General features: G+C 51.1%; 21 protein-coding genes and 1 tRNA gene. 18 read left to right on the top strand and 4 right to left on the bottom strand.

The annotated features are described in order from the left end of the window. The first annotated feature begins 52 nt into the window (after positions 1 to 52). From GWK77_02965 to mnmA, 7 genes are read left to right on the top strand one after another with little or no spacing between them, the layout of a single operon-like run. Positions 53 to 1564 carry a methionine--tRNA ligase gene (locus GWK77_02965; protein ID QHU93116.1) on the top strand — a complete coding sequence of 504 codons (1512 nt, stop codon included), beginning with the start codon at positions 53 to 55 and terminating at the stop codon, positions 1562 to 1564. Between the two features lie 26 nt (positions 1565 to 1590). Then, complete coding sequence (locus GWK77_02960; protein QHU93115.1) at positions 1591 to 2385, top strand: preprotein translocase; 795 nt, start codon at positions 1591 to 1593, stop codon at positions 2383 to 2385. A gap of 13 nt (positions 2386 to 2398) precedes the next feature. Beyond that, on the top strand, positions 2399 to 2761 hold the full coding sequence (locus GWK77_02955; protein ID QHU93114.1) for a hypothetical protein: 363 nt from the start codon (positions 2399 to 2401) through the stop codon (positions 2759 to 2761). 13 nt (positions 2762 to 2774) lie between these two features. Further along, positions 2775 to 3278: a hypothetical protein gene (locus GWK77_02950; GenBank protein QHU93113.1), complete on the top strand. Its 504-nt coding sequence runs from the start codon at positions 2775 to 2777 to the stop codon at positions 3276 to 3278. Positions 3279 to 3323: 45 nt separating this feature from the next. Continuing rightward, on the top strand, positions 3324 to 4466 hold the full coding sequence (locus GWK77_02945; protein QHU93424.1) for an aminotransferase class V-fold PLP-dependent enzyme: 1143 nt from the start codon (positions 3324 to 3326) through the stop codon (positions 4464 to 4466). Then, entirely contained in the window at positions 4463 to 5059 is a 597-nt protein-coding gene (locus GWK77_02940; protein ID QHU93112.1) for a YdcF family protein, read from the top strand. Before GWK77_02945 ends, GWK77_02940 begins: the two co-directional genes overlap by 4 nt. Continuing rightward, positions 5059 to 6282 (top strand): tRNA 2-thiouridine(34) synthase MnmA, encoded by a 1224-nt coding sequence (gene mnmA, locus GWK77_02935; protein QHU93423.1) that lies wholly within the window; start codon positions 5059 to 5061, stop codon positions 6280 to 6282. The genes GWK77_02940 and mnmA overlap by 1 nt, the downstream gene beginning before the upstream one ends. Before the next feature lie 159 nt (positions 6283 to 6441). Here the strand turns inward: mnmA and GWK77_02930 are convergent, their stop codons facing one another. After that, on the bottom strand, positions 6442 to 7152 hold the full coding sequence (locus GWK77_02930) for a hypothetical protein (GenBank protein QHU93111.1): 711 nt from the start codon (positions 7150 to 7152) through the stop codon (positions 6442 to 6444). Positions 7153 to 7289: 137 nt separating this feature from the next. Between GWK77_02930 and rpsP the strand changes: the two genes are divergently transcribed. The 3 genes from rpsP to GWK77_02915 all read left to right on the top strand — a co-directional run bounded on the left by rpsP (position 7290) and on the right by GWK77_02915 (position 11260). After that, positions 7290 to 7652 (top strand): 30S ribosomal protein S16, encoded by a 363-nt coding sequence (rpsP, locus tag GWK77_02925; GenBank protein QHU93110.1) that lies wholly within the window; start codon positions 7290 to 7292, stop codon positions 7650 to 7652. 128 nt (positions 7653 to 7780) lie between these two features. Continuing rightward, on the top strand, positions 7781 to 9310 hold the full coding sequence (locus tag GWK77_02920) for a BspA family leucine-rich repeat surface protein (GenBank protein QHU93109.1): 1530 nt from the start codon (positions 7781 to 7783) through the stop codon (positions 9308 to 9310). A gap of 42 nt (positions 9311 to 9352) precedes the next feature. Next, complete coding sequence (locus GWK77_02915; GenBank protein QHU93108.1) at positions 9353 to 11260, top strand: alanine--tRNA ligase; 1908 nt, start codon at positions 9353 to 9355, stop codon at positions 11258 to 11260. Positions 11261 to 11303: 43 nt separating this feature from the next. Here the strand turns inward: GWK77_02915 and GWK77_02910 are convergent, their stop codons facing one another. Then, a complete protein-coding gene (locus GWK77_02910) occupies positions 11304 to 12146 on the bottom strand; it encodes a hypothetical protein (protein QHU93107.1) in 843 nt (280 codons plus the stop codon). A gap of 77 nt (positions 12147 to 12223) precedes the next feature. Here GWK77_02910 and GWK77_02905 point away from each other — a divergent pair, with 77 nt between their 5' ends. The 6 genes from GWK77_02905 to trmD all read left to right on the top strand — a co-directional run bounded on the left by GWK77_02905 (position 12224) and on the right by trmD (position 17841). After that, positions 12224 to 13486: a hypothetical protein gene (locus tag GWK77_02905; GenBank protein QHU93106.1), complete on the top strand. Its 1263-nt coding sequence runs from the start codon at positions 12224 to 12226 to the stop codon at positions 13484 to 13486. Next, a complete protein-coding gene (locus GWK77_02900) occupies positions 13487 to 15100 on the top strand; it encodes a hypothetical protein (protein QHU93105.1) in 1614 nt (537 codons plus the stop codon). After that, a complete protein-coding gene (ruvX, locus tag GWK77_02895) occupies positions 15090 to 15494 on the top strand; it encodes a Holliday junction resolvase RuvX (GenBank protein QHU93104.1) in 405 nt (134 codons plus the stop codon). The genes GWK77_02900 and ruvX overlap by 11 nt, the downstream gene beginning before the upstream one ends. After that, on the top strand, positions 15491 to 16579 hold the full coding sequence (gene mltG, locus GWK77_02890; GenBank protein ID QHU93103.1) for an endolytic transglycosylase MltG: 1089 nt from the start codon (positions 15491 to 15493) through the stop codon (positions 16577 to 16579). The genes ruvX and mltG overlap by 4 nt, the downstream gene beginning before the upstream one ends. 61 nt (positions 16580 to 16640) lie before the next feature. Next, a complete protein-coding gene (locus tag GWK77_02885; GenBank protein QHU93102.1) occupies positions 16641 to 17033 on the top strand; it encodes a KH domain-containing protein in 393 nt (130 codons plus the stop codon). A 136-nt stretch (positions 17034 to 17169) separates the two neighbouring features. Beyond that, entirely contained in the window at positions 17170 to 17841 is a 672-nt protein-coding gene (gene trmD / locus GWK77_02880) for a tRNA (guanosine(37)-N1)-methyltransferase TrmD (GenBank protein QHU93422.1), read from the top strand. Here trmD and GWK77_02875 read toward each other — a convergent pair. Then, positions 17838 to 18962: a hypothetical protein gene (locus GWK77_02875; GenBank protein QHU93101.1), complete on the bottom strand. Its 1125-nt coding sequence runs from the start codon at positions 18960 to 18962 to the stop codon at positions 17838 to 17840. The genes trmD and GWK77_02875 overlap by 4 nt on opposite strands. A 247-nt stretch (positions 18963 to 19209) precedes the next feature. On the opposite strand from GWK77_02875, the gene GWK77_02870 reads away from it, so the two are divergent. After that, on the top strand, positions 19210 to 19713 hold the full coding sequence (locus GWK77_02870) for a hypothetical protein (protein ID QHU93100.1): 504 nt from the start codon (positions 19210 to 19212) through the stop codon (positions 19711 to 19713). A gap of 21 nt (positions 19714 to 19734) precedes the next feature. Here the strand turns inward: GWK77_02870 and GWK77_02865 are convergent. After that, positions 19735 to 19809, bottom strand: a tRNA-Gln gene (locus tag GWK77_02865). Positions 19810 to 19906: 97 nt separating this feature from the next. Here GWK77_02865 and GWK77_02860 point away from each other — a divergent pair. Beyond that, on the top strand, positions 19907 to 20389 hold the full coding sequence (locus tag GWK77_02860; protein QHU93099.1) for a phosphatase PAP2 family protein: 483 nt from the start codon (positions 19907 to 19909) through the stop codon (positions 20387 to 20389). Positions 20390 to 20391 lie beyond the last annotated feature (2 nt).

The following is a 20391-nucleotide window of genomic DNA, read 5'->3' as shown; positions in this document are numbered from 1 at the left end:
CGGCGAACGCATATCAGTGAAAATTGTTCCAGATGATGATACAATGAGTAGCATGACTAAACAACACGCCTATATCACTACTGCTATTCCTTATGTCAACGGTTTGCCGCATATCGGACACGCCATGGACTATATGTTGGCGGATGTGTGGACGCGCTATCAGCAGCAAAATGGTCGTGAAGTACGTTTCCAGACGGGCGTGGATGAGCATGGCAATAAAATTGCTGCCAAGGCTGCCAGCCAAAATCAGACACCGCAAGCCTATGTCGACCAAATGCATGGCAATTTCCAAAACATGATTGCCGAGTTGAATATTTCAGCGACGGATTTTATCCGCACAACTGACCCGCATCACGTTAGTGCGGTGCAGTATATTTGGCAGAAACTTGCTGCGGCCGGTTACATCTACAAAGGCACTTATGAGGGCTGGTATTGTCAGGGCTGCGAGGCGTTCGTCACTGACAAAGAAGCGGCTGAAAATAATGGCATTTGTCCTGATCATCAGTCGCCGTACCAACGGCTGAGCGAGGAAAATTATTATTTCAAAACCAGTGCTTTTTCGGAGAACATTCGCCAGGCCATTGAATCAAACAAGATGAAAATTGTGCCTGAATTTCGCAAAAAAGAATTTTTGGAGTTGATGAAAGATGGCCTGAAAGATGTGTCAATTTCGCGTCCGCGCAAGAACCTCAGCTGGGGTGTGCCGGTGCCGGGCGACGACACGCAGGTGATGTATGTTTGGCTGGATGCGCTGAGTAATTACATCACGGTCATCGGCTATCCTGATCGAGCTGATGAATGGCAGGCATTTTGGCCGGCGGATGTACAGGTGATTGGTAAGGATATTCTTCGTTTTCATGCCGGGATTTGGCCGGCGATGCTGATGGCGCTGGACTTGCCGCTGCCAAAAGTGCTATTGGTCCATGGCTTTATCAATGTTGGTGGTACCAAAATGAGTAAGAGTCTCGGTAATGGTGTTGGTCCGGTTGATATCATCCCGCACTATGGTGTCGAGGCCTTTCGCTATTATTTTCTGCGCCACGTGCCAACTCAGGATGACGGTGACTTTACTTGGGAGAAGTTTGAAGCGGCTTATAACGGCGAGCTGGGTAATGATCTCGGTAATTTGGTACAGCGGGTGGCAAAGATGGTGCAGAGTTATCAAGCCGGCGTCATTGGCGATGCGCCGCAAGCTGAGCACGATATGGGGCCGTACCGTGCTAATATGGAAGCGTTAAATTTCAATCTAGCGATAGATGAGATTTGGCAGATTATCCGTTCATTGAATCAATATATCGAGCGCGTGCAACCATGGCAAGTTGCTAAAAAACGCGATAAAGATCCAGAGGCGGAAGCGCATTTGGGCGAGATTTTGGCACATGCCAGCGGTACGTTGCTTCAAGTATCCAACATGCTTCGTCCATTTATGCCGCAAACTGCTGAGAAAATTCACGACATGTTTGCCAGTGGTGTCGTGCCGTCAGAGCTGACACCATTATTCCCGCGCAAATATCTACATACGTCCGATCCGCGCGCCCCAAAAGTAGAAGCCCAGGGTAAATAATAATGATTCTGACGGCGGAGAATAGTATGGCGGCAGACTTACGCTTGATTGACTCGCACTGTCATCTGCATGATACCGAGTTTTTCGCGGACAATCGCGAGGAGCTGTATCAGCAAACAATCGCGGCGGGCATCGGCATGATTTGTGTTGGTACTGACGAGCGCAGCAGCCGTCAAGCAGTGGAGTTTGCCGCGAATCGCGACTATACTTGGGCGGCAGTTGGCATTCATCCGCATGACAGCAAAGATGGCTGGGGTGAGGTGGAACAACTGCTTAAAGGTAGAGAGGATAATTCACCAATTGTGGCGATTGGCGAGATCGGTCTTGATTATTATTACAATCATAGCCCGCGCGAGGTGCAAATTCAGGCGCTGGAGGCGCAACTGCAGCTGGCGGTGGATTATAATCTGCCGGTTAGTTTTCATGTGCGTGATGGTGCGCCCGACCAGCCGTCGGTGTGGGATGATTTTTGGCCAATTTTTGATAATTTTCATGGCCTCCGCGGCGTGCTGCACAGTTTTACTGATACGCGCCTCAATTTGGAGAAGGGTTTTGTCCGCGGACTCTACGTTGGTTTGAATGGAATTAGCACGTTCACCAAAGACCAAGCACAGCGAGAATTATTCGCCTCCATCCCACTGGAGCGATTATTATTAGAAACTGATGCACCATTCTTGACACCGAAGCCATTTCGTGGTAAGCTGAATAAGCCAGAATATGTGGAGTTGGTGGCAAAGTATTGGGCGGCGGAGCGCAAGCTAGTGCTTCGTGACCTCGAAAAGGCAGCGACCGATAACACGGTAAAACTTTTTGGCTTGTAAACGTGGAGAGATAATGAATCAGCAGCCAAGACCAATCACAGAAATGATGTCGATTCAAAAGGCGCGGGCCGAAGCGCTGGATTTGGCGACGCAAGCACACCCAGAGCGATCACAGCGAGTGGCGCCGCGTCTATCCGAAGCGGCGGTGCGCGGTAGTGCCGAGGTGGTAGCTGATACGGCCGAGCCGGCAAAGATATCGCTAGAGGAGCGACGAAGACTGGAGAGCTGGGTTGAGGAATGTTTGCAAACTGTTACAGCAACTGGTGAGCGCATTGGGGAGTATCGAATGAAGCATAATGCGATCGCGGCACAAGCTTTCGACGCGTCTGACGCCATGCCAAAGGATCATAGAAATAATTATAGACGAGCAGCCTGAAAGGAGGTGATTTATGCCAACGATTCTCAAAAAAGCCCTTGGTCTCGTCTTGGCGGATAACACGCGTCTTTCACGCTCGTCTCAATTGGCAAAGCCTGCTCACGCCGCCTCGGCGCCAAAAGTCCCGAAATCGACGCGCTCACTACTGCGACTCACTCGTAAAGATCGGCCGCTGAAGAAATTGACTGAGCGCGAACTGATTCAGCTGGAGAGTGAAATTGGTGCAACAATTTTCGGCGAAAAGCCGGCTCACGTCGTCCGACGGACGTTCTTTAACCTCGATAAAACGACGTGGATTTGGCACGAAGAAGTGATGAGCAAGGACGGCAAGCATCATGAGCTGACGACGCGCTACGAGGTGCAGTCGAAGGGCATCTTGAAAATTCAGCCTAATTATCAGTATAACTACCTCGAAGGGCAGGAATTACAAAACTTTGTGCTGGCAGTCAATGAATATCATGAACGAGTGGCGCGCCAACTATATAATCGTGATCCGAAAACTGGACAGCTGGTGTAGTCGCCGTCTGGGCTGCTTGGTATAATAGTATGTGTGGAATCCTCTATGATATATCTTGATCACGCTGCTGCCACGCCGATGGATCCGTTAGTGGTTGAGGCAATGCAGCCGTATTTTTCCGAGAAGTTCTTTAATCCGTCCAGTCCATATGCACCGGCGGTCACTGTCAAGCGCGACTACCGCGAGGCAAAGTCGCGTATCGCGCGGGTGCTGGGTGTAGGTGCGGATGAACTGGTGATGACGGCTGGCGCCACGGAGTCAATCAATCTGGCGTTTACCGCGGCGGGTGGCGTGAGTTTGATCTCGGCTATCGAGCATAGCTCGGTTATCAATTCTGCAAAAGCGCGCTCAGAGGTTCGGTTCATTCCGCCGACGAACAATGGGCGCATTGATCCACAGACTGTTAAAACATTGCTAACGCCAGACGTTAGTTTTATGAGTATCGCGCTAGCGAATCATGAGCTCGGGTATATCCAACCCATTGAAGAAATTGCGGAAGTTGTGCGGCTCGAGCGCGTCAGGCGCCAGGAACATGGCGAATCAACGCCGCTCATGTTTCATACTGATGCCTCGCAGACCACGGCGCTGATGGATGTGAAAATTAAACGGCTGGGTGTTGATTTGTTGACGTTATCAGCGGCAAAGGTTTATGGACCGAAGCAGGTTGGTTTGCTATGGCTGCGGCCGGGTGTCAAGCTGCGGCCAACCATTGTCGGTGGCGGCCAGGAGGCGGGCCTACGTAGCGGCACGGAAAATGTGGCTGGTGTGGTCGGCTTTGCGACGGCGCTGGAGTTAGCTGCCAAGCGTCGCAGCGGTGAAGTAAAACGTCTGCGAGGTCTGCGTGATGTGTTGGCAAAAAAACTATTAGCGGCTTTCCCCGACATGATTATTTCTTCTGATCAGAAAAAATCCTTGGTTAATTTCCTCAATATTTCGTTTCCTGGTGTTGATGCTGAGCGATTGATGTTTTTGTTAGAAGCACGCGGCGTGCTGGTGGCGACAGGTAGTGCCTGCGCGGCTAATTCGGGGACGCGCTCACACGTTTTGGCGGCGATTGGGCTGAGTGATGCGGCGATTGATGGTAGTCTGCGGCTGACGTTGGGGCGGCTGAACGATGAGGCGCAAGTTATGCGGGCGGCGGACGAGATTATTACTGCAGTGCGTACGGAACAGGAGCGAACGCAATGATTCATCGACTAATTGGTTTGGTGCTAGTTGCAGTTGCAGTCATCGTTGGCTTGAGCCATTATCTATCACCGGATGACTTGAAAGATTGTCCGCGTCCGGGTTCGGGGCAATGTCAAAAGGCAGGCGCGATCATTGTTATCAGCGGCGGTGATACCGAAGCGCGTACGGCTGAGGCAGTTAAATTATATCAAGCTGGCTGGGCGCCGACTGTCATCTTATCTGGTGCCGCGGCTGATAAATCCGGCCCGTCTAACGCCGCCGCCATGAGAAAACAAGCCGAAGCGGCGGGTGTGCCAGCTGCGGCTTTGGTGATGGATGAGCGTTCAGAAACCACCAAACAGAATGCCCAAGAAGTGGCGAGTATCATAGCGCAGCGCGGCATCAAGCGTGTCATTCTGGTTACTAGCGGCTATCACATGCGGCGGGCACTGGCTGAGTTTTCGGCACAACTGCCAAATGTTGAGCTGCGGGCACGTCCGACAACGCACGACAAGCATTGGAGTACATGGTGGTGGCTGACACCGTGGGGTTGGTGGCTGGCGGTCGGCGAATTGCTGCGGATCGGTTTGTTTGCACTGGGAGTGTCGCGCTGATGGCTCGGGTGTTCGTCGGTATGTCGGGCGGCGTTGATTCTTCGGTAGCGGCAGCACTATTGGTTGAGCAAGGTCACGAGGTGACTGGTGTGTATATGAAAAATTGGTCGGAAGATTTGCCGGGTATGCATTGTCCGTGGGCGGAAGATGTGGCTGACGCCAAGCGCGTGGCAGTGGGGCTGGGAATTGATTTTCAGGTGTTTGATTTCCAGAAAGAGTACAAGCAAAATGTCGTTGACTATATGATCCGCGAATACCAGGCAGGTCGGACGCCAAATCCTGATGTGATGTGTAATCAAGAGGTGAAGTTTAAGTTATTTTTAGAGGCGGCGTTGGCGGCGGGCGCGGAGTATATTGCGACGGGGCATTATGCACGAGCTGAACATGTAATAGACGGTGCAGCATTGGGTAATTCTGGCGCGGTTGTCTCACGCCATGGTGTTCACGCTGATCCGTCGCTGTCGCCTGCGGAACTCACTGCGTTCAGACAGTCCTCGGCGATTCAGGACGAATCAACGCTTACACCTGGGCTCGTCAAAGCGCCATCACTACCCAACACTGCTCGCTTGCTTCGGGCTCACGATAGCAATAAAGATCAAACCTATTTCCTGTACCGGGTGACGTCCGGGGCGTTGGCAAAAACTATGTTTCCGCTCGGTGATTTTACCAAGGCTGAGGTGCGTAAGATGGCTAAAGAACGGGGTTTGTGGACGGCCAGCAAAAAGGAATCGATGGGGATTTGCTTCGTTGGGCAAGTGGGGATTCGTGAGTTTTTGTCAGAATATGTTGAGACTAGCCCGGGCGACATTATTGACCAAAAAACGGGCGTGGTCGTTGGGCAGCATGACGGAGCGATATTTTATACCCTGGGTCAGCGCCACGGCCTGAATGTTGGTGGCGGCTTGCCGTACTATGTCGTCGGTAAGGACATGGTAAAAAACGAAGTTTATGTGTCCCGCTCAATTGATGATGGTAATTTGTGGCGGAAAGAGTTGACACTGGCTGACGTTCACTGGATTGGCCAGCCGCCAAAAGGTGGTACCTGTCAAGTTCGGGTGCGGCATCGGGCACCGCTCATTAATGCGGAGATTACGCGTGTGAACGACGACGCTGGCGAGAAGGTGACAGTGCAGCTGTCTGAACCGCAGCGCGCCGTCGCCCCGGGTCAGTCAGCCGTAATATATGACGGTGAGGAATGCTTGGGCGGCGGGATTATTTGCTAAGTCATTTAATAGATTACTGTTGCTATCGCTCCGTCTCTGGATTGATCATGATGGCAATTAACACCGGATGCTTCAAGATGGCGTTCCTCTTTTTCTACTCTGTTGGCTACGGCTTTTGTTGGGTAAATTATACACTTTGCGTCAAGCAATGATAAAAAGTTAATTAGCGATTACTTGAAGTTTCTGTGATAGATTCATGCGCTCACGAAAATCGTAGCCCTGTTCTTCAAAACGTCTCAATTGTTGGTAGTCGAATATGTTATCTAACATAGAGACAATTATTCCTGAATAACCAGCTCGAAGATTATCTTTGTTAGTCGAATTATTAATTGTCATATCCTGTAAGTCATAAAAAAACAAGTGCATTGATCCATCGGGCAAAGCGGCAAATGATATGCTGTCTCGCGACAGGACGATTCCCGATTGTGTGAGCGTGGCGATATCGGCGCCAAAACTAGTGATATAGGAAGAAATATCTGAAAAATGTTCAATGTGAGAAAGTGGACCGTGTGTATATGTCTGTGTTCCATCCTTGCCGTCAAAGACCCTAAAAGGAAGATCAGAAAACGGTGTCATACTTAGTGCTGGTAGCTCTTGACCGTTTATAGTAGTGGTTATTATTTCGTATTCAGGAACAGTGAGAAGTCCTAATTCAGACAGTAGTTTCGCGTTTTCAGGTTCTTGTAATACGCTGTTCCATTTCTCTTCCTGTGTATCGTGACCGTCGATACTATTCGGCACCGCTAGCGCCCTTCTTTTTCCATTAATGACCGTGTCAAACACTGTTTTTGAGCCGCCTTCGCCAAGTAGACCCAAAATAATAAAATCTGTATCATCGATTTCTCTTGGTTGGATATGTTCATGTGGCATACTTGGATATTATAACAGATAGAAATAAAAAGTCAATAGCAGACTCAAGACAGAATTGACGTACATAGCGAAATAGTGTACACTCTCTAGGAGTAATACATTAATCAAAGAGTTGTAAGAAAAGGAAGAAATCACACATGCTAGCAATTCGTTTGCAACGGTTGGGTCGCAAGGGTTATCCGGTGTACCGCCTGGCAGTACAAGAGGCGCAGCGCCATCCATCAAGCGGTCGCGTGGTCGCGTATGTCGGCAGCTACAATCCACACACTAAGGTGGCAAATATTCAAGTTGAATTAGCGCAGAAATATTTGGACAATGGTGCCCAGCCAACACCGCGTGTTGTTAAGTTATTGAAAGAAGCTGGCGTCACCTTGCCAAAGTGGGTTAAAGAGCCAGCTGCTGATAGGCACAAAGCCATCCGCAATCCAGAGAAGCTTCGTAAGAATCAGCCAAAAGAAGAGCCGGCTCAGTCGGACGCTGACGAGCCAAGTGCCGAATAATACGACGTGATAAACTGAGACATTTCCCGCCCGCGATGAGGGCGGGATTTTCTTGACAATGGAGGGCTTAGTCGCGTATTATTTGAGGTAATAGTACAACGAAGTAACACGAACATAATAGGGGGTTTATGAAATATTTACAACGACGCAGGCGCTTGCTGCCGACGCTAACAGCAGGGGTTATGATGCTTGGTGTTGGTGGCCTGACGCTACTTGCGATGACGCAGCCAGCGAAAGCTGATGCGATTAACAACACGGATTTTGTTATGACGATCGACACCACGAAACCGGGCGTATCAAACACCGATCAATTTACTATACCGGTGACAGGCGGGGGATATAATTATACGGTTGACTGTAACAATGACGGTATTCCTGACGCTGTGGGCGTGACCAGTAGTCACACCTGCACATACAGCGACGAGGGTCGTCACACAATTCGTATCGGCGGTACATTCCCGCAGATTTATGTGAATAATGCCGGTGATCGTTTGAAAATCATGTCAGTTGACCAGTGGGGAACGGGTGCGTGGCGCAGCATGGACTCGGCGTTTCGGGGCGCTGAGAATATGGATGTCAAGGCGACTGACGTGCCGAACCTCACGAACGTAACGAGCCTGCAAGGTATGTTCGACACGGCTCACTCGCTCAAGGGTGAGGGTGCCAACTGGCAATGGAATACATCAAATGTGACGACAACTGCTAATATGTTCCATGGCGCCGGACAGTTTAACCAAAACATCGGTTCGTGGAACATGGGAAATGTGACGAGCGCTGGCCATATGTTTGCGTATGCAGGGGCGTTCAATAACGGCGGCAGTTCGTCAATTGCCAGCTGGAATACTGCAAAACTTGAATACGCTGATAGTATGTTCGAGTGGGCAAATTCGTTCAATCAGCCGATCGGGCTGTGGAATATGACGAAAGCACATGCTATGGTGCGGATGTTGGCTAATGCGCGGGCATTCAACCAGTCGCTGGCTGGCTGGCAACTGACCTCGCTACAAGATGTTACGGGGAATCCGTATGCTGGCGGGACGAATATGCTTGATAATACGGCGCTATCGGTGCAAAATTACGACGCGACGCTGATTGCCTGGAATAATGCAGTACTCAAGTCACCAGTGACGCTGGGTGCGGCCGGCCTGAAATATTGTACGGCGGAGGCGGCGCATGCAGCGCTGCAAAAGGCAGTGGCCGACAGTGGTCACGGCTGGACGATCAATGGCGATGCCAAGCAGTGCCCAACCTACACGCTGACGTTTGATACCGGCTCAGGCTCACCGGTACCATCTCAAACGGTCGCCTACACTGCCAAGGCGGTGCGGCCGGCTGATCCGACGCGGGCTGGCTATACCTTTGCTGGGTGGTACGCTGATCCAACTTATCTGATGCAGTGGGACTTTAACGTCCATACGATGCCAAATTCTAACTTCACGCTATACGCTAAGTGGAATGCTGTGCCAACAGCGCCGGGTAATCCAGGTGCTCCTAACCAGCCGGGTCAGCCGAGCCAACCGGGGCAGCCGGGCGCTTCGCAAGGCCGAGCGGGCAGTCAACTAGCTGATACCGGTACGAGTTTGCTGGTAGCCATCGGGGCTGGTGTTGCTGCCATCATCAGCGGTGCAGTGCTGCTGATGCGGAAAAAACGCTCATAAAGATCCAGAGTATCTGAGGCGACTTGTGCTATAATTGCTCCTATGAACGCTCAAGAAATTCGCCTCAAATATCTCGACTTTTACAGCAAACAGGCTCATGCAGTCATTAGGCGCGCGCCGCTGATTCTAACCGACGATCCGACCACGCTCTTCACTGGTGCGGGCATGCAGCCAATGATCCCGTACCTGCTGGGTGAGCCACACCCTGAGGGTAAGCGAATCGCTGATTCACAGACGTGCTTGCGGGCCCAAGACATTGATGATATCGGTGATAACCGCCACACGACATTTTTTGAAATGCTCGGCAACTGGAGCCTGGGTGATTATTTCAAACAAGAGCAGATCAATTGGATGTGGCAATTCCTGTCCGAAGAGGTCGGACTGGACATGAACCGGATTTATATCACCTGCTACATTGGTGATGAACGCTACGATATTCCTAAGGATACTGAGGCAGCGGAAATCTGGGCGGAGCTATACGAAAAAGCAGGCCTGAGCAGCGGTCAGGCCGATATTGGTTCGGAAGAGGCCGGTTATGCGCGCGGCATTCACCCGGGCGAGCGAATTTTCTTTTATGATGGCAGCAAGAACTGGTGGAGCCGTAATGGTGGTCCAGAGACCACGCCGATAGGCGATCCGTGTGGGCCGGACAGCGAGATGTTTTATGAGTTTGACTTCATTGAACATGACCCGAAGTTCGGTGAGCATTGTCATCCGAACTGCGATTGCGGTCGTTTTATGGAGATTGGCAACAATGTCTTTATGGCCTATAAAAAGGTGGCGGACGGCGTGTTTAAGCTACTAGAAAAGCCAAACATTGATCATGGCTCAGGCCTGGAGCGAATTGCGGCGGCCGTGAATAATGACCCCGACGTTTTCAAGATTAGCTTGCTGTGGCCAATCGTCGAGAAATTGCAGGATTTGAGCGGCAAAAAGTATGATTCACATACCGAAAGTATGCGGGTAATCGCTGATCATCTGAGGGCCGCTACCTTTATGGCGGTCGATGGCTGTGTGCCGAGCAATAAGGAGCAAGGTTACGTGATGCGCCGCCTGTTGCGCCGGGCGATTCGCTATAGTTTTGACCTAGGGATCGAGCAGAATTTCCTCGAGGAGGTCGTGCCGGTAATTGCTGACTTATATGAAGCGGATTTCCCAGAGGTTAAGGAAAACCGCGAGAGTATCATCGCTGTGCTGGTCAAGGAAGAAAAAGCCTTCCGCCAGACGCTGCGTAAAGGCTTAAAGCAGATGCGACATTATATCGACGACGGCTTGACTGGCGAAGAATTATTTACGCTGTATGATACGTTTGGTTTTCCGGTGGAGCTGAGTACTGAGGAGGCCTATAAACAAGGCATCAAGCTTTCTGATAATTGGCGCGCCGAATTTGATGCGAGAATGGCCGAGCAGCGCCAACGTTCCAAGACAGCGCGCAAAGGACAATTTAGTGGTGGTTTGGAAGGCCACGATCCAATCCATTTGAAATATCACACGGCGACGCACCTGTTGGGGGCGGCGCTGCGCAAAGTTCTGAAGGCGCCGGATTTGCAGCAGCATGGCAGCAATATCACTGCTGAGCGCCTGCGTTTTGATTTCAATCACGATAAATTGACGCCAGAGGAAAAACAGGCGGTGGAGGATCAGGTCAATGCGTGGATTGATGCTGATTTACCAGTCAGCTTTGCCGTTTATCCGACTGACGAGGCGCTAAAAATGGGTGCAATCGGCGCCTTTGGCGAGCGCTACGGCGATAAAGTAAAAGTCTATTCCATCGGTGAAGGCGACAATATTGTTAGTTTCGAAGTTTGCGGCGGCCCGCACGTTGAACACACGGGTATTTTGGCTGAGGGTGGCAAACGCTTTACAATTACCAAAGAGGAGGCGAGCGCTGCTGGGATTCGGCGTATCAAGGCTGTCCTCAGTGAGGGTGGCGCTGCAGACGCCTCCTGATTCAGTTTTGTGTAGAAGTAGGGTCTCGCGTGGGCCGAAGGCGCTATCTATCAAGCTGCTCCAACATAGCAAACGGGTCGTTGTCTGTACGAATTGTCTCGCTGAGCCGTTTGCAGGCTTGAACTGCGCGATCAGTTATTGTGTCTGGATTAGTCTGGAGAAGGTGCCCGTGCGTCGTTGATGGGCTAATTATTGTCTGGGCATCAACTGCACCGGTATACGGGTTTACGACAACGGTGAGGGTATCTTTGATTGCTTGCTGTCCGACTTTCCGTAGAACTTTACTACTGCGCAGCACATATCGCTCTTTGGTGCGCGGTTTTGAAGTGTGTTTTGACCGCGTCTTTTTATGTATGGTATCAATCGCGATCACATCAGTCATTCCAAGCCCAACAGCCGGTTCAAAAAATTCACTACAAAAACGAGTAAGACGATCCTTCTCTACCATGGGTATTTCATCAAGTAACTGCCATATAGTATTGTCACTAACCTCACGTGTGGGGTTTGTATAGTATTCGCTTGTACGGATGGAATCAATTCCACCCAGGGCGGCCACGATATCTTTATTACTAAGGAGGCCTGTCCAGGTTGGTGTATGCTTTGGCCGAACGAGCCGTCTTCCGAATTGACCTTCCCGTAGCTCAAGGTCGGCAGCAAAGGCCAGGCTGCCGGCGATAAGTTCTCTCAGGGCAGCCAGGTGTAGTACCGTATCCTTTTCACGATATGTACCTGTGATGCGTACGGCATTGGGCGTACAGGTATTATTAATAGTATCAGCATGTAATCCGATAATTTCATCTTTTAAGGTGTCACGCTGTTCGGTGGACAGTTTGCGTGACGCAGCGTATGATAGAGTATCGTCATCATGACGGAATGCAGAAAACATATATGTATTATACAACTAAATAATATTTTGTCAAAACTAGCCAATCCACACCCAAATGGTATATAATCATAAAGACTATGGTGTTAGATAGGCTTTTCAAGAAGACAGACAAAGATGAACACCAGTACCTCGTCGGTCTCGACATCGGTACGGAGTATATTAAGGCGCTGATCGCCGAGATCAAGGATGATGATATCGAGATCATCGGAGTTGGTCGGGCGCAGCAGAATCTGGGCGACATGCACCAAGGCGCGATTGCTGATATCGCCGGTGTGGTGACCAATTGCGAGGCGGCGCTGACCGAGGCCGAGGATAAGGCCGGCGTTCAGGCCAAGCGGGTGATCATCGGTATCGCCAGTGAGCTGGTCAAGGGTGTGACCAACACGATTCGCTATCGCCGACCACAACCTGATAAGCCGCTGGACGTTGCTGAGATGGAATTCATCATCGAGAAGGTACAGGAGCGAGCACAGGGCAAGGCACAAGCGCAGATTGCACTGGAAACTGGCAACGAGGACGTCGAGGTAAAGCTGGTTAACTCAGCATTGGTCAGCATTCATATTGATGGCTACAAGGTGTCGAACCCAATCGGTTTTCAGGGGCGGGACGTCGCGGTGCAGATTTATACGGCATTTGCGCCGATGGTGCATATCGGGGCGCTGGAAAAGGTGGCCGACGAGTTAGCACTGGAGCTAATCGCCGTGGCGGCCGAGCCGTTTGCAGTCAGCCGGAGTGTGCTCGGTACAGACGCGAATTCTAACTTCACGGCGATCTTGATCGACTGCGGTGGTGGCACGACTGACATTGCGGTTGTCAATGACGGCGGCGTTGAGGGCACCAAGATGTTTGGCATCGGTGGACGGAGCTTTACGCGGATGATTGCGACGGACCTTGATCTGGGTTACAAAGAGGCAGAAAAATTGAAGGTAAATACTGATAAGGAATATATCAAGCCAACCCTCAAGCGCAAACTTGACGAAGCGATTGATAAAACCCTTGAGGTATGGCTGTCGGGCGTTGAGCTGGCGCTTGGCGATTTTGACAGCGTTGATCATTTGCCGAACCGGATCTTGCTGTGTGGCGGTGGCGCGAGCTTGCAGCAGCTCGTTGATGCACTGGCCAATCAGCCGTGGTACAAGGAGTTGCCATTTACGAAAAAGCCAACCATTCAGCATATCAAGCCCTCTGATGTCATCGGTATCACTGACACGACCGGTGATATTACCGATCATACGTTTATCACGGTAATGGGCCTGCTGCGGGTTGGGTATGATACAATGGTAAGTAATCAAGACGCTCATGGCTTGATGGATAAAGTTAACCGATTACTCAAAATATAGATGAATAAAGATGTTATTTACATTGACGTCGAAGATGATATCACCGCCATTGTTGGCAAGGTAAAGGCGTCAAAGGAACGGATTATTGCGCTGGTGCCGCCCAAGCGAGTTGGTGTGCTGCGTAGCGCGGTTAATATGCGGCTTATCGCTCGGACGGCCGCGTCGGTTGATAAGCGGGTGGTGTTGATCACCGGTGATACGATTCTGTCTGGCCTAGCGGCGGCGGCCAAGATCCCGGTGGCCAAGACACTCCAGAGCAAACCAGAGATGGCCGAGGTGCCGGTACTGAAGGTGGACGACGAAAATGACGTCATTGATGGGCGCGAGCTGCCAGTCGGCGAGCTAGAAAAGAGCGCGCAACCTGTTAATGAAACGGATAAAGCGATTGATTCGGCCATCGCTGATTCATCCAAAAAACAGGACGACGAAACGCCGAAGCCGGCGGATAGCGCTAACAAGAACAAGACAGCACCAAAAGTCCCGAACTTTAATCTATTTCGTAAAAAGTTTCTGCTGATCGGCGCTGCCGCGCTGCTACTCATTGGGTTTTTGGTATGGGCGATTTGGTTCGCACCGCACGCGCGAGTGATTATCACGGCCAAGACAACAACGGTGACGGTAAATAAGAAAGTGACACTCAGGACTGACGGGACGACTGATCCGGCTGCTGACGTGATCAAGGCGCGCCGGCAGGAGCAAAAAGCAGAATTATCCGTTGAGTTCTCGGCAACTGGCAAGAAGAAAGTTGGTGAGCGGGCCAAGGGCAAGCTACGGGTTGCGACTGATTCCATTAGCCTGCTAGATAAGACCATTCCGGCCGGGACATCAATCCGTACGAGCGGTGGGATGACCTTTACGACTGATAGCGCGGTGACGTTTAGCCGCTCTAACGCTTCGGGTTCAACCGTCATGGTGACGGCTGCCAATATCGGGGCGGAATATAACGGTGAAAGTGGTTCGGTATCGGGAATGCCATCAGGGGTTAGCGCTGCCCTTGTCGGTGAAACATCAGGCGGTAGCAGCCGCGAGGTGACGGTGGTCAGTAGCGATGATGTCAAGCGCGCCGGCGACTTATTGAACGAAAAAAAGGCCGACTCTCTCCGCACCAAGGTCGAGCAGTCATTCGGCGGATCAACTGTTGCTATCAAAGAAAGCTACCAAGAACAGCGTAGTGCGCCAACTCCAAGTGTCGCCGTTGATAGTGAAGCGACTGGTGCAGTGACGCTTAAAACAGTGGTGACCGCCTCGATGGTTGGTATCGAAAAATCAGAGTTAAGCACCTACCTCAAGGCGACCGCCAACAAGGAACTAGAGGGCAAGCAGTCGCAAAAGATCTATAAAGATGGTGTTGATAGCGCGCAGTTTGCGCAGTTCAGCGGCCAGGGCAGCAACTTCATCGCTCATATCACCGCCAATGCCATCGTCGGTCCAACCATTGATGAAGAAAAGGTCAAGGAGCAGTCGCGCGGTAAAAGTTATGGCGACATTCAGTCAGCGCTCGAAGCGATCAAAGGTATCGAAAATGTTGATGTGAAATTCTCTCCGTTCTGGGTGCGCACCGTACCAAATGATACCAAACGAATAAGCATCGAATTCAAGCTCAATGAAAGCTAAAAACTTTCTAGCGCTAGATGTGGGCGAGAAGCGGATCGGTCTGGCGATGGCCGATTCACAGGTGCGGATTGCGGTACCGTTTGGCTGGGTGGCTAATGACGAGCGGGTCATGGAAGAGCTGGCAGAGATTATGCTGCGGCACGATATCTCGCTGGTGGTGGTCGGCTATCCGCGCAATCAATCAGGAGAACCGACACAGCAGACGGAGTTCGTGGTCGATTTTGTCAGGCGGCTGGGTCAGCTGGACATTGATGCCGAGATCGCTTATCAGGATGAGTCGCTAACCAGCGTTCAGGCCGAACAGCGCCTGGCTGGCAAGATCAAAGACAAGGGTGACATCGACGCTGAGGCGGCGAGTATTATACTACAAGATTATTTGGAGGTGCACGGATGAAGAAATTGAAGATTAAAAAACGGCGGTTGTGGCTCATTATTGTATCAGCAGTTGTCGCGGTGGTGGGCGTGGTGCTGCTTGGTAGCGTCATTTGGTACAAGCAAATGCTTCGTCCGGTCAGCGCCGGGGCGCGGCAAAAAATCAGTGTCGAGATCGCTAGTGGCGACACGGCACAGGTTATCGCCAAGAAACTTGAAGATAAAAAAATTATTCGTAGCGCCTTTGCCATGACAATTTACCTCAAGTTAAATAATGTTACCGGCACCTTCAACAAGGGCGTGTACAGCTTTACACAAGATCAAGATGTGGCGTCGGTGCTTAAGCATTTACTCGGTGGCAAACCGGATCGGCGCTCGGTATTGTTTTATCCAGGGGCAACGCTGCGTGATAAGACCTCGACGCCTGCCGCCCAAAAGACCGATGTTGCCAGCGCCCTCAAGCGGGCTGGCTACAATGATGAGCAAATTACAGCCGCTTTTGCTGCTACCTATACCGGTACGGTACTAAAAAGTAAGCCAGCGACCGCCGATCTCGAAGGCTATATCTATGGTGATACGTATTTTTTGCCGTCAGACGCGACCGCCCAGCAAGCCTTGCAGCGGGCCGTCAGCGAGCTAGACCGAGTGGTGGCTGAGAATAATCTCGAAAAGAAATTTGCAGCTCGAGGGCTGTCGCTGTATCAGGGGCTGACGCTGGCCTCAATTATTCAGCGTGAGTCAATCGGTTGTCCGGGTAAAACGACCTGTGAGGACATGCGGCGGATTGCCAGTGTGTTTTATAACCGTCTCAAAAAGGATATGCCGCTCGGGTCAGACGTGACGTATCATTATGCCGCCGACAAGGCTGGCGTCGCTCGCTCGCACACGCTTAATTCACCGTACAACACGCGCATTCACAAGGGGCTGCCGCCTGGGCCAATTGCTTCGCCTGGTCTCGCGGCGCTGAATGCTGTGGCCGATCCAGCCCAGGAGGATTACCTTTATTTCTTGAGCGGCGATGACAACGTAACTTATTTTGCGAAGACCGAGGCTGAGCACAAGGCGAACATTACCGCCCACTGCGCAAAAAAGTGCCAATTGCCATAGTTGCCCTCGGCAAATCGCCTATGCTATACTAGGAGTACAGTTAATTCCAAGGAGGGGCAGTATGTCAACGATAGATCAGCAATTTGTAGAATACGTAGTAAAGGCGCTGGTTGGGCATCCAGAAGATGTCGTCGTCGAGCGTTTGATTGATGAAAAGGGAGTGTTGCTCACGCTGACGGTCAACCCAGAGGATCTCGGTCGGGTCATCGGCAAGCGTGGCGGTACGGCACAGAGCCTGCGGACGCTGCTTAGGGCATTGGGGACGAAAAATGATGCGCGCTATAACCTGAAAATTGTCAATAACGACGGCTTTACGAGTGCCAAGCAGGCTACGGCTGCCGCTTCAGACGATGATTCTGTGGACAACTCAACAGATGAAACTGTGGAAAATAACTCTTCTTATGCAGAAAATGCTCGAAAAGAGCTTGCAGAACTGGATGATCTTGATATATAATCATAACTAGTTCAAGCACAGACAATATGCGAGAACAGCTCTATGCGAGCAATGGGTAACCATTGAGAGCCTTATTTGTGCTAAAAAACCGCCTAGCTAAAGGGCGGTTTTTTGGTGGTTTTTATGTGGGCGCGGTATAATGAAGGGTATGCGAAAATTTCAAGTCATTACCCTGTTTCCCGAAATGTTCTCTGGGGTGTTTGAAAATTCTATGATGTGGAAGGCGCAAAAAGATGGTATCGTTTCACTCGAGACGGTGAACTTGCGTGAATTTGGCCTGGGCCCGCGCCGCCAGGTGGATGATACGCCATATGGCGGCGGCGATGGGATGCTACTAATGATTGAGCCGTTGTGGCGGGCGGTGGAATTTGCCAGGTCGCGCGATGAGAGCGCGAAGGTTGTCCTGATGAGCCCGCGCGGTCGGCGCTGGCGGCAGGCGATGGCGCGCACGGCGGCGGATGATTGCCAGGGGCTCATCATAATCTGTGGGCGATATGAGGGTGTTGACGAGCGTATTATGGAACTCGTGGATGAGCAGTGGAGTATCGGTGATTTTGTGCTGACTGGTGGTGAGCTGCCGGCAATGACCATCATTGACTCGATCGTGCGGCTGCTGCCAGGTGTGCTGGGCGGTGCAATGTCAGCGGAGATTGAGAGCTTCTCAGACGGCGAGACGCTCGAGTATCCGCAGTATACTCGGCCAGAGGTATTTAATGACTTGCGAGTACCGGAAGTCTTACTGAGCGGGCATCACGGCAAAATCGCCGAGTGGCGCAAACAGCAGTCGCAAAAAGCAACTGTTGATTAGGCGGATAGCAGCGACTCTTGTTCGTAGCCATTGACAGCAGGAGTCGCTAATGCCTTGGCTTTTGCGACGAACTCCTCGAGTTCAGCTAGCTGTTCGGGTGGCATATTTCTTGGATCGTCTCGACAGGCATGCCGCATGGCCGATACGGCTGTCTTACCGAGGCGGATCTCTGATGCCTTTCGCTGAGCTCCAGAGCTGGTTTCTGCTATAAGGTCAAAGCTGGGCTGGGCATTGATAATTCGTAGTTCTAGGTCGCTAATCTGCTGTTGAATATAGTGATTGCGCTTCTTGGCGCTAAGGAGGCCTTCAACAATGGTATTCGCCACGATATGCAGGTGATTCTCGACATAGGTCTTACAATCTTCTCCGTCCATGGTTTGCCCGAGCAAGGATAGTTTATCATACAGCTCACCTCGTTTGCGCATTAGTGGCTCGAGCCTTACGAGAGTCGAGTAAGGGAGGATATCACCATGAGTGGTGGCAAGTCTTCGGATGCTTTCCGGTAAGCGTTGAAATCGTAGAGCAGTACTAATGATACCCTCGCTGATCCCGGTCATCATAGACAGTCGCCTGTAGGTTGGCTGTGCCCCCTCTTTATTCTCGAGGTAGGTATGTAGTTGCTCAATATATTTGGCGGTTTCAGTAGGCGACACTTTCTCGTGTGTGTTCTCGCGCACTTGGGCAATGAGTGCTTCCTCAAAGGTAATTCCACGGCGAAGATTGACATTTACTAGAGCGCACTCCGGTGCAATGCCATGTTGGCTCAGCAACTGCTCGATAGCGCGTTTACGACGATGTCCGGAGATTAGAATGACGTAGTTGCCATCATCATCTGGTGTGAGATCATCAATTGACTGAGATCCTTTATGAAACGCAGCGTGTTCCTTGAGGTATTGTCTAGTCTCATCTGGTGTGAGGTAGGTGGCTAGGAGAGGATTGTACATATCGAACCAAGTGTTGCCGTCTTCCTCGTGAACGATTGAAGTCGCGAGCTCGGTAATTGCCTGCTTGTCATAGGTTTTACGAATCTGCTCAATTTCGTTAATGGCAGATAATGGTACGGGTGCGGTATTTTTTGGACCAAACTCAACAAACCCTCTCAGATCACAATGTTCTTTCATATTGTTACTATAGCATGTATACGCTATATATAGCGTTGTGATTTATCCAACAACGGAAAATACCGCTACACATTCGTAACGGTATTTTGTTGTGGTGGATGTCGTAGAGCGAAAGAAACGTCAGTAGTGTTTGTTTTTGTATCGTTCGCTTGTTGCTACTGTACGTGTTTTTTATCAAAAAAGCAAGTATTTTAGTAAATAATACAACAAGCTTGAGCTTTTTGGAGTAGGGCGGTATACTGTACCTATGAAGAAAACATCAACCCAACGACCAATGTCAGTTGTGCAAATTATACGGTTCATCGTTGCCGGATACATTCTCGTCATCGTCTTGAGCCAGCTGTTTTCGTTTGATAAGTTTCCATCAATGCTCGCTGGATTGCCGAGCGTGATGGCGGCAGTGTGCGCCATCGTTCTCGTTGTCGCAGAGATTGGGGCGTTGCCATTCCTGCTAGCCATGGATATATCGGCTAGATTGAGAAAGGTCAGTGCCATGATGGGCATCGTGGCGCTACTACTGTTGACGCTGCTAGAAAGCATGGCGTTCTGTCACGGAGTGTCAATGATATTTGGGGCGACGTTTGACCTACCGGGCGGTAGCTGGTCGCTCCTGTTCCTGGCCGGCGTGTGGATTTTGGCGATATGGGCAAGCGGTTTCGGCCAGGGTGGCGCGACAACCACGGTAAAATCTCAAGAAACATCAACTGCTCGCAAAGATCATACCAAACCAAAGTGTAAGAAAAAAGATTGACAAAACGTCAATCCTTTTTCTTGGCTGGGGATGAGGGATTCGAACCCCCGAATGCCGGGACCAGAACCCGGTGCCTTACCACTTGGCGAATCCCCAATGCGTGTCTGATTATACTACGAACGGTAAAGCGGCGCAAGTCGGCAGGCCGAGCTCGGGGTTTGACGCCGACGCCCAGCAGGGTATAATGGGGCTTATGGATATCTCATGGATGGTGAAAATTATTGCCGACGGGCTGGTGATCCCGGTGGTGTTGATCGGGATGTATACGCTCATCCGACACGTACCGCGAGGCCAGCGCTATCAGGTGTATATGCGAGTGCTGATGGCAGGGCTGACGGCGTTTGTCGTAGCAAAAATTATTGGGTTGCTATATCAGCCATCAGGCCTCCGTCCGTTTGAGCTAGCAGGCGTGAGCGCCGGCGCCTCGTTTTTGGATAATCCGGGTTTCCCGTCCGATCACGCCCTGTTTACGATGGCCATCACGTTGGCGGTGTGGTTCGGCGCGAAGTGTCGAGGGTGGGCCGTGGCCTGTTTGGTGATGACGCTACTGGTTGGTATAGGGCGGGTGGTGGCGCTGGTGCATACGCCGCTTGATGTGGCTGGGGGGCTCATTATCGCCTGGGCGGGTATATTCTGGTATATGCCATTGCGACAGACGTCACGCACTGCAAAATAGGG

It is taken from the genome of Candidatus Saccharibacteria bacterium oral taxon 488 (genome assembly GCA_010202645.1).
Lineage (GTDB): Bacteria > Patescibacteriota > Saccharimonadia > Saccharimonadales > Saccharimonadaceae > Nanosynbacter.
This window is presented reverse-complemented; position numbering and strand designations above follow the sequence as displayed.

Coding starts and splice junctions, on each gene's coding strand:
- GWK77_02900 (QHU93105.1), top strand. CDS start 13,487: ATGAATAAAGATGTTATTTACATTGACGTCGAAGATGATATCACCGCC.
- GWK77_02950 (QHU93113.1), top strand. CDS start 2,775: ATGCCAACGATTCTCAAAAAAGCCCTTGGTCTCGTCTTGGCGGATAAC.
- GWK77_02860 (QHU93099.1), top strand. CDS start 19,907: ATGGATATCTCATGGATGGTGAAAATTATTGCCGACGGGCTGGTGATC.
- GWK77_02915 (QHU93108.1), top strand. CDS start 9,353: ATGAACGCTCAAGAAATTCGCCTCAAATATCTCGACTTTTACAGCAAA.
- GWK77_02905 (QHU93106.1), top strand. CDS start 12,224: ATGGTGTTAGATAGGCTTTTCAAGAAGACAGACAAAGATGAACACCAG.
- GWK77_02945 (QHU93424.1), top strand. CDS start 3,324: ATGATATATCTTGATCACGCTGCTGCCACGCCGATGGATCCGTTAGTG.
- ruvX (QHU93104.1), top strand. CDS start 15,090: ATGAAAGCTAAAAACTTTCTAGCGCTAGATGTGGGCGAGAAGCGGATC.
- GWK77_02965 (QHU93116.1), top strand. CDS start 53: ATGACTAAACAACACGCCTATATCACTACTGCTATTCCTTATGTCAAC.
- GWK77_02885 (QHU93102.1), top strand. CDS start 16,641: ATGTCAACGATAGATCAGCAATTTGTAGAATACGTAGTAAAGGCGCTG.
- mltG (QHU93103.1), top strand. CDS start 15,491: ATGAAGAAATTGAAGATTAAAAAACGGCGGTTGTGGCTCATTATTGTA.
- GWK77_02930 (QHU93111.1), bottom strand. CDS start 7,152: ATGCCACATGAACATATCCAACCAAGAGAAATCGATGATACAGATTTT.
- GWK77_02940 (QHU93112.1), top strand. CDS start 4,463: ATGATTCATCGACTAATTGGTTTGGTGCTAGTTGCAGTTGCAGTCATC.
- GWK77_02870 (QHU93100.1), top strand. CDS start 19,210: ATGAAGAAAACATCAACCCAACGACCAATGTCAGTTGTGCAAATTATA.
- GWK77_02920 (QHU93109.1), top strand. CDS start 7,781: ATGAAATATTTACAACGACGCAGGCGCTTGCTGCCGACGCTAACAGCA.
- rpsP (QHU93110.1), top strand. CDS start 7,290: ATGCTAGCAATTCGTTTGCAACGGTTGGGTCGCAAGGGTTATCCGGTG.
- GWK77_02955 (QHU93114.1), top strand. CDS start 2,399: ATGAATCAGCAGCCAAGACCAATCACAGAAATGATGTCGATTCAAAAG.
- mnmA (QHU93423.1), top strand. CDS start 5,059: ATGGCTCGGGTGTTCGTCGGTATGTCGGGCGGCGTTGATTCTTCGGTA.
- GWK77_02960 (QHU93115.1), top strand. CDS start 1,591: ATGGCGGCAGACTTACGCTTGATTGACTCGCACTGTCATCTGCATGAT.
- GWK77_02875 (QHU93101.1), bottom strand. CDS start 18,962: ATGAAAGAACATTGTGATCTGAGAGGGTTTGTTGAGTTTGGTCCAAAA.
- GWK77_02910 (QHU93107.1), bottom strand. CDS start 12,146: ATGTTTTCTGCATTCCGTCATGATGACGATACTCTATCATACGCTGCG.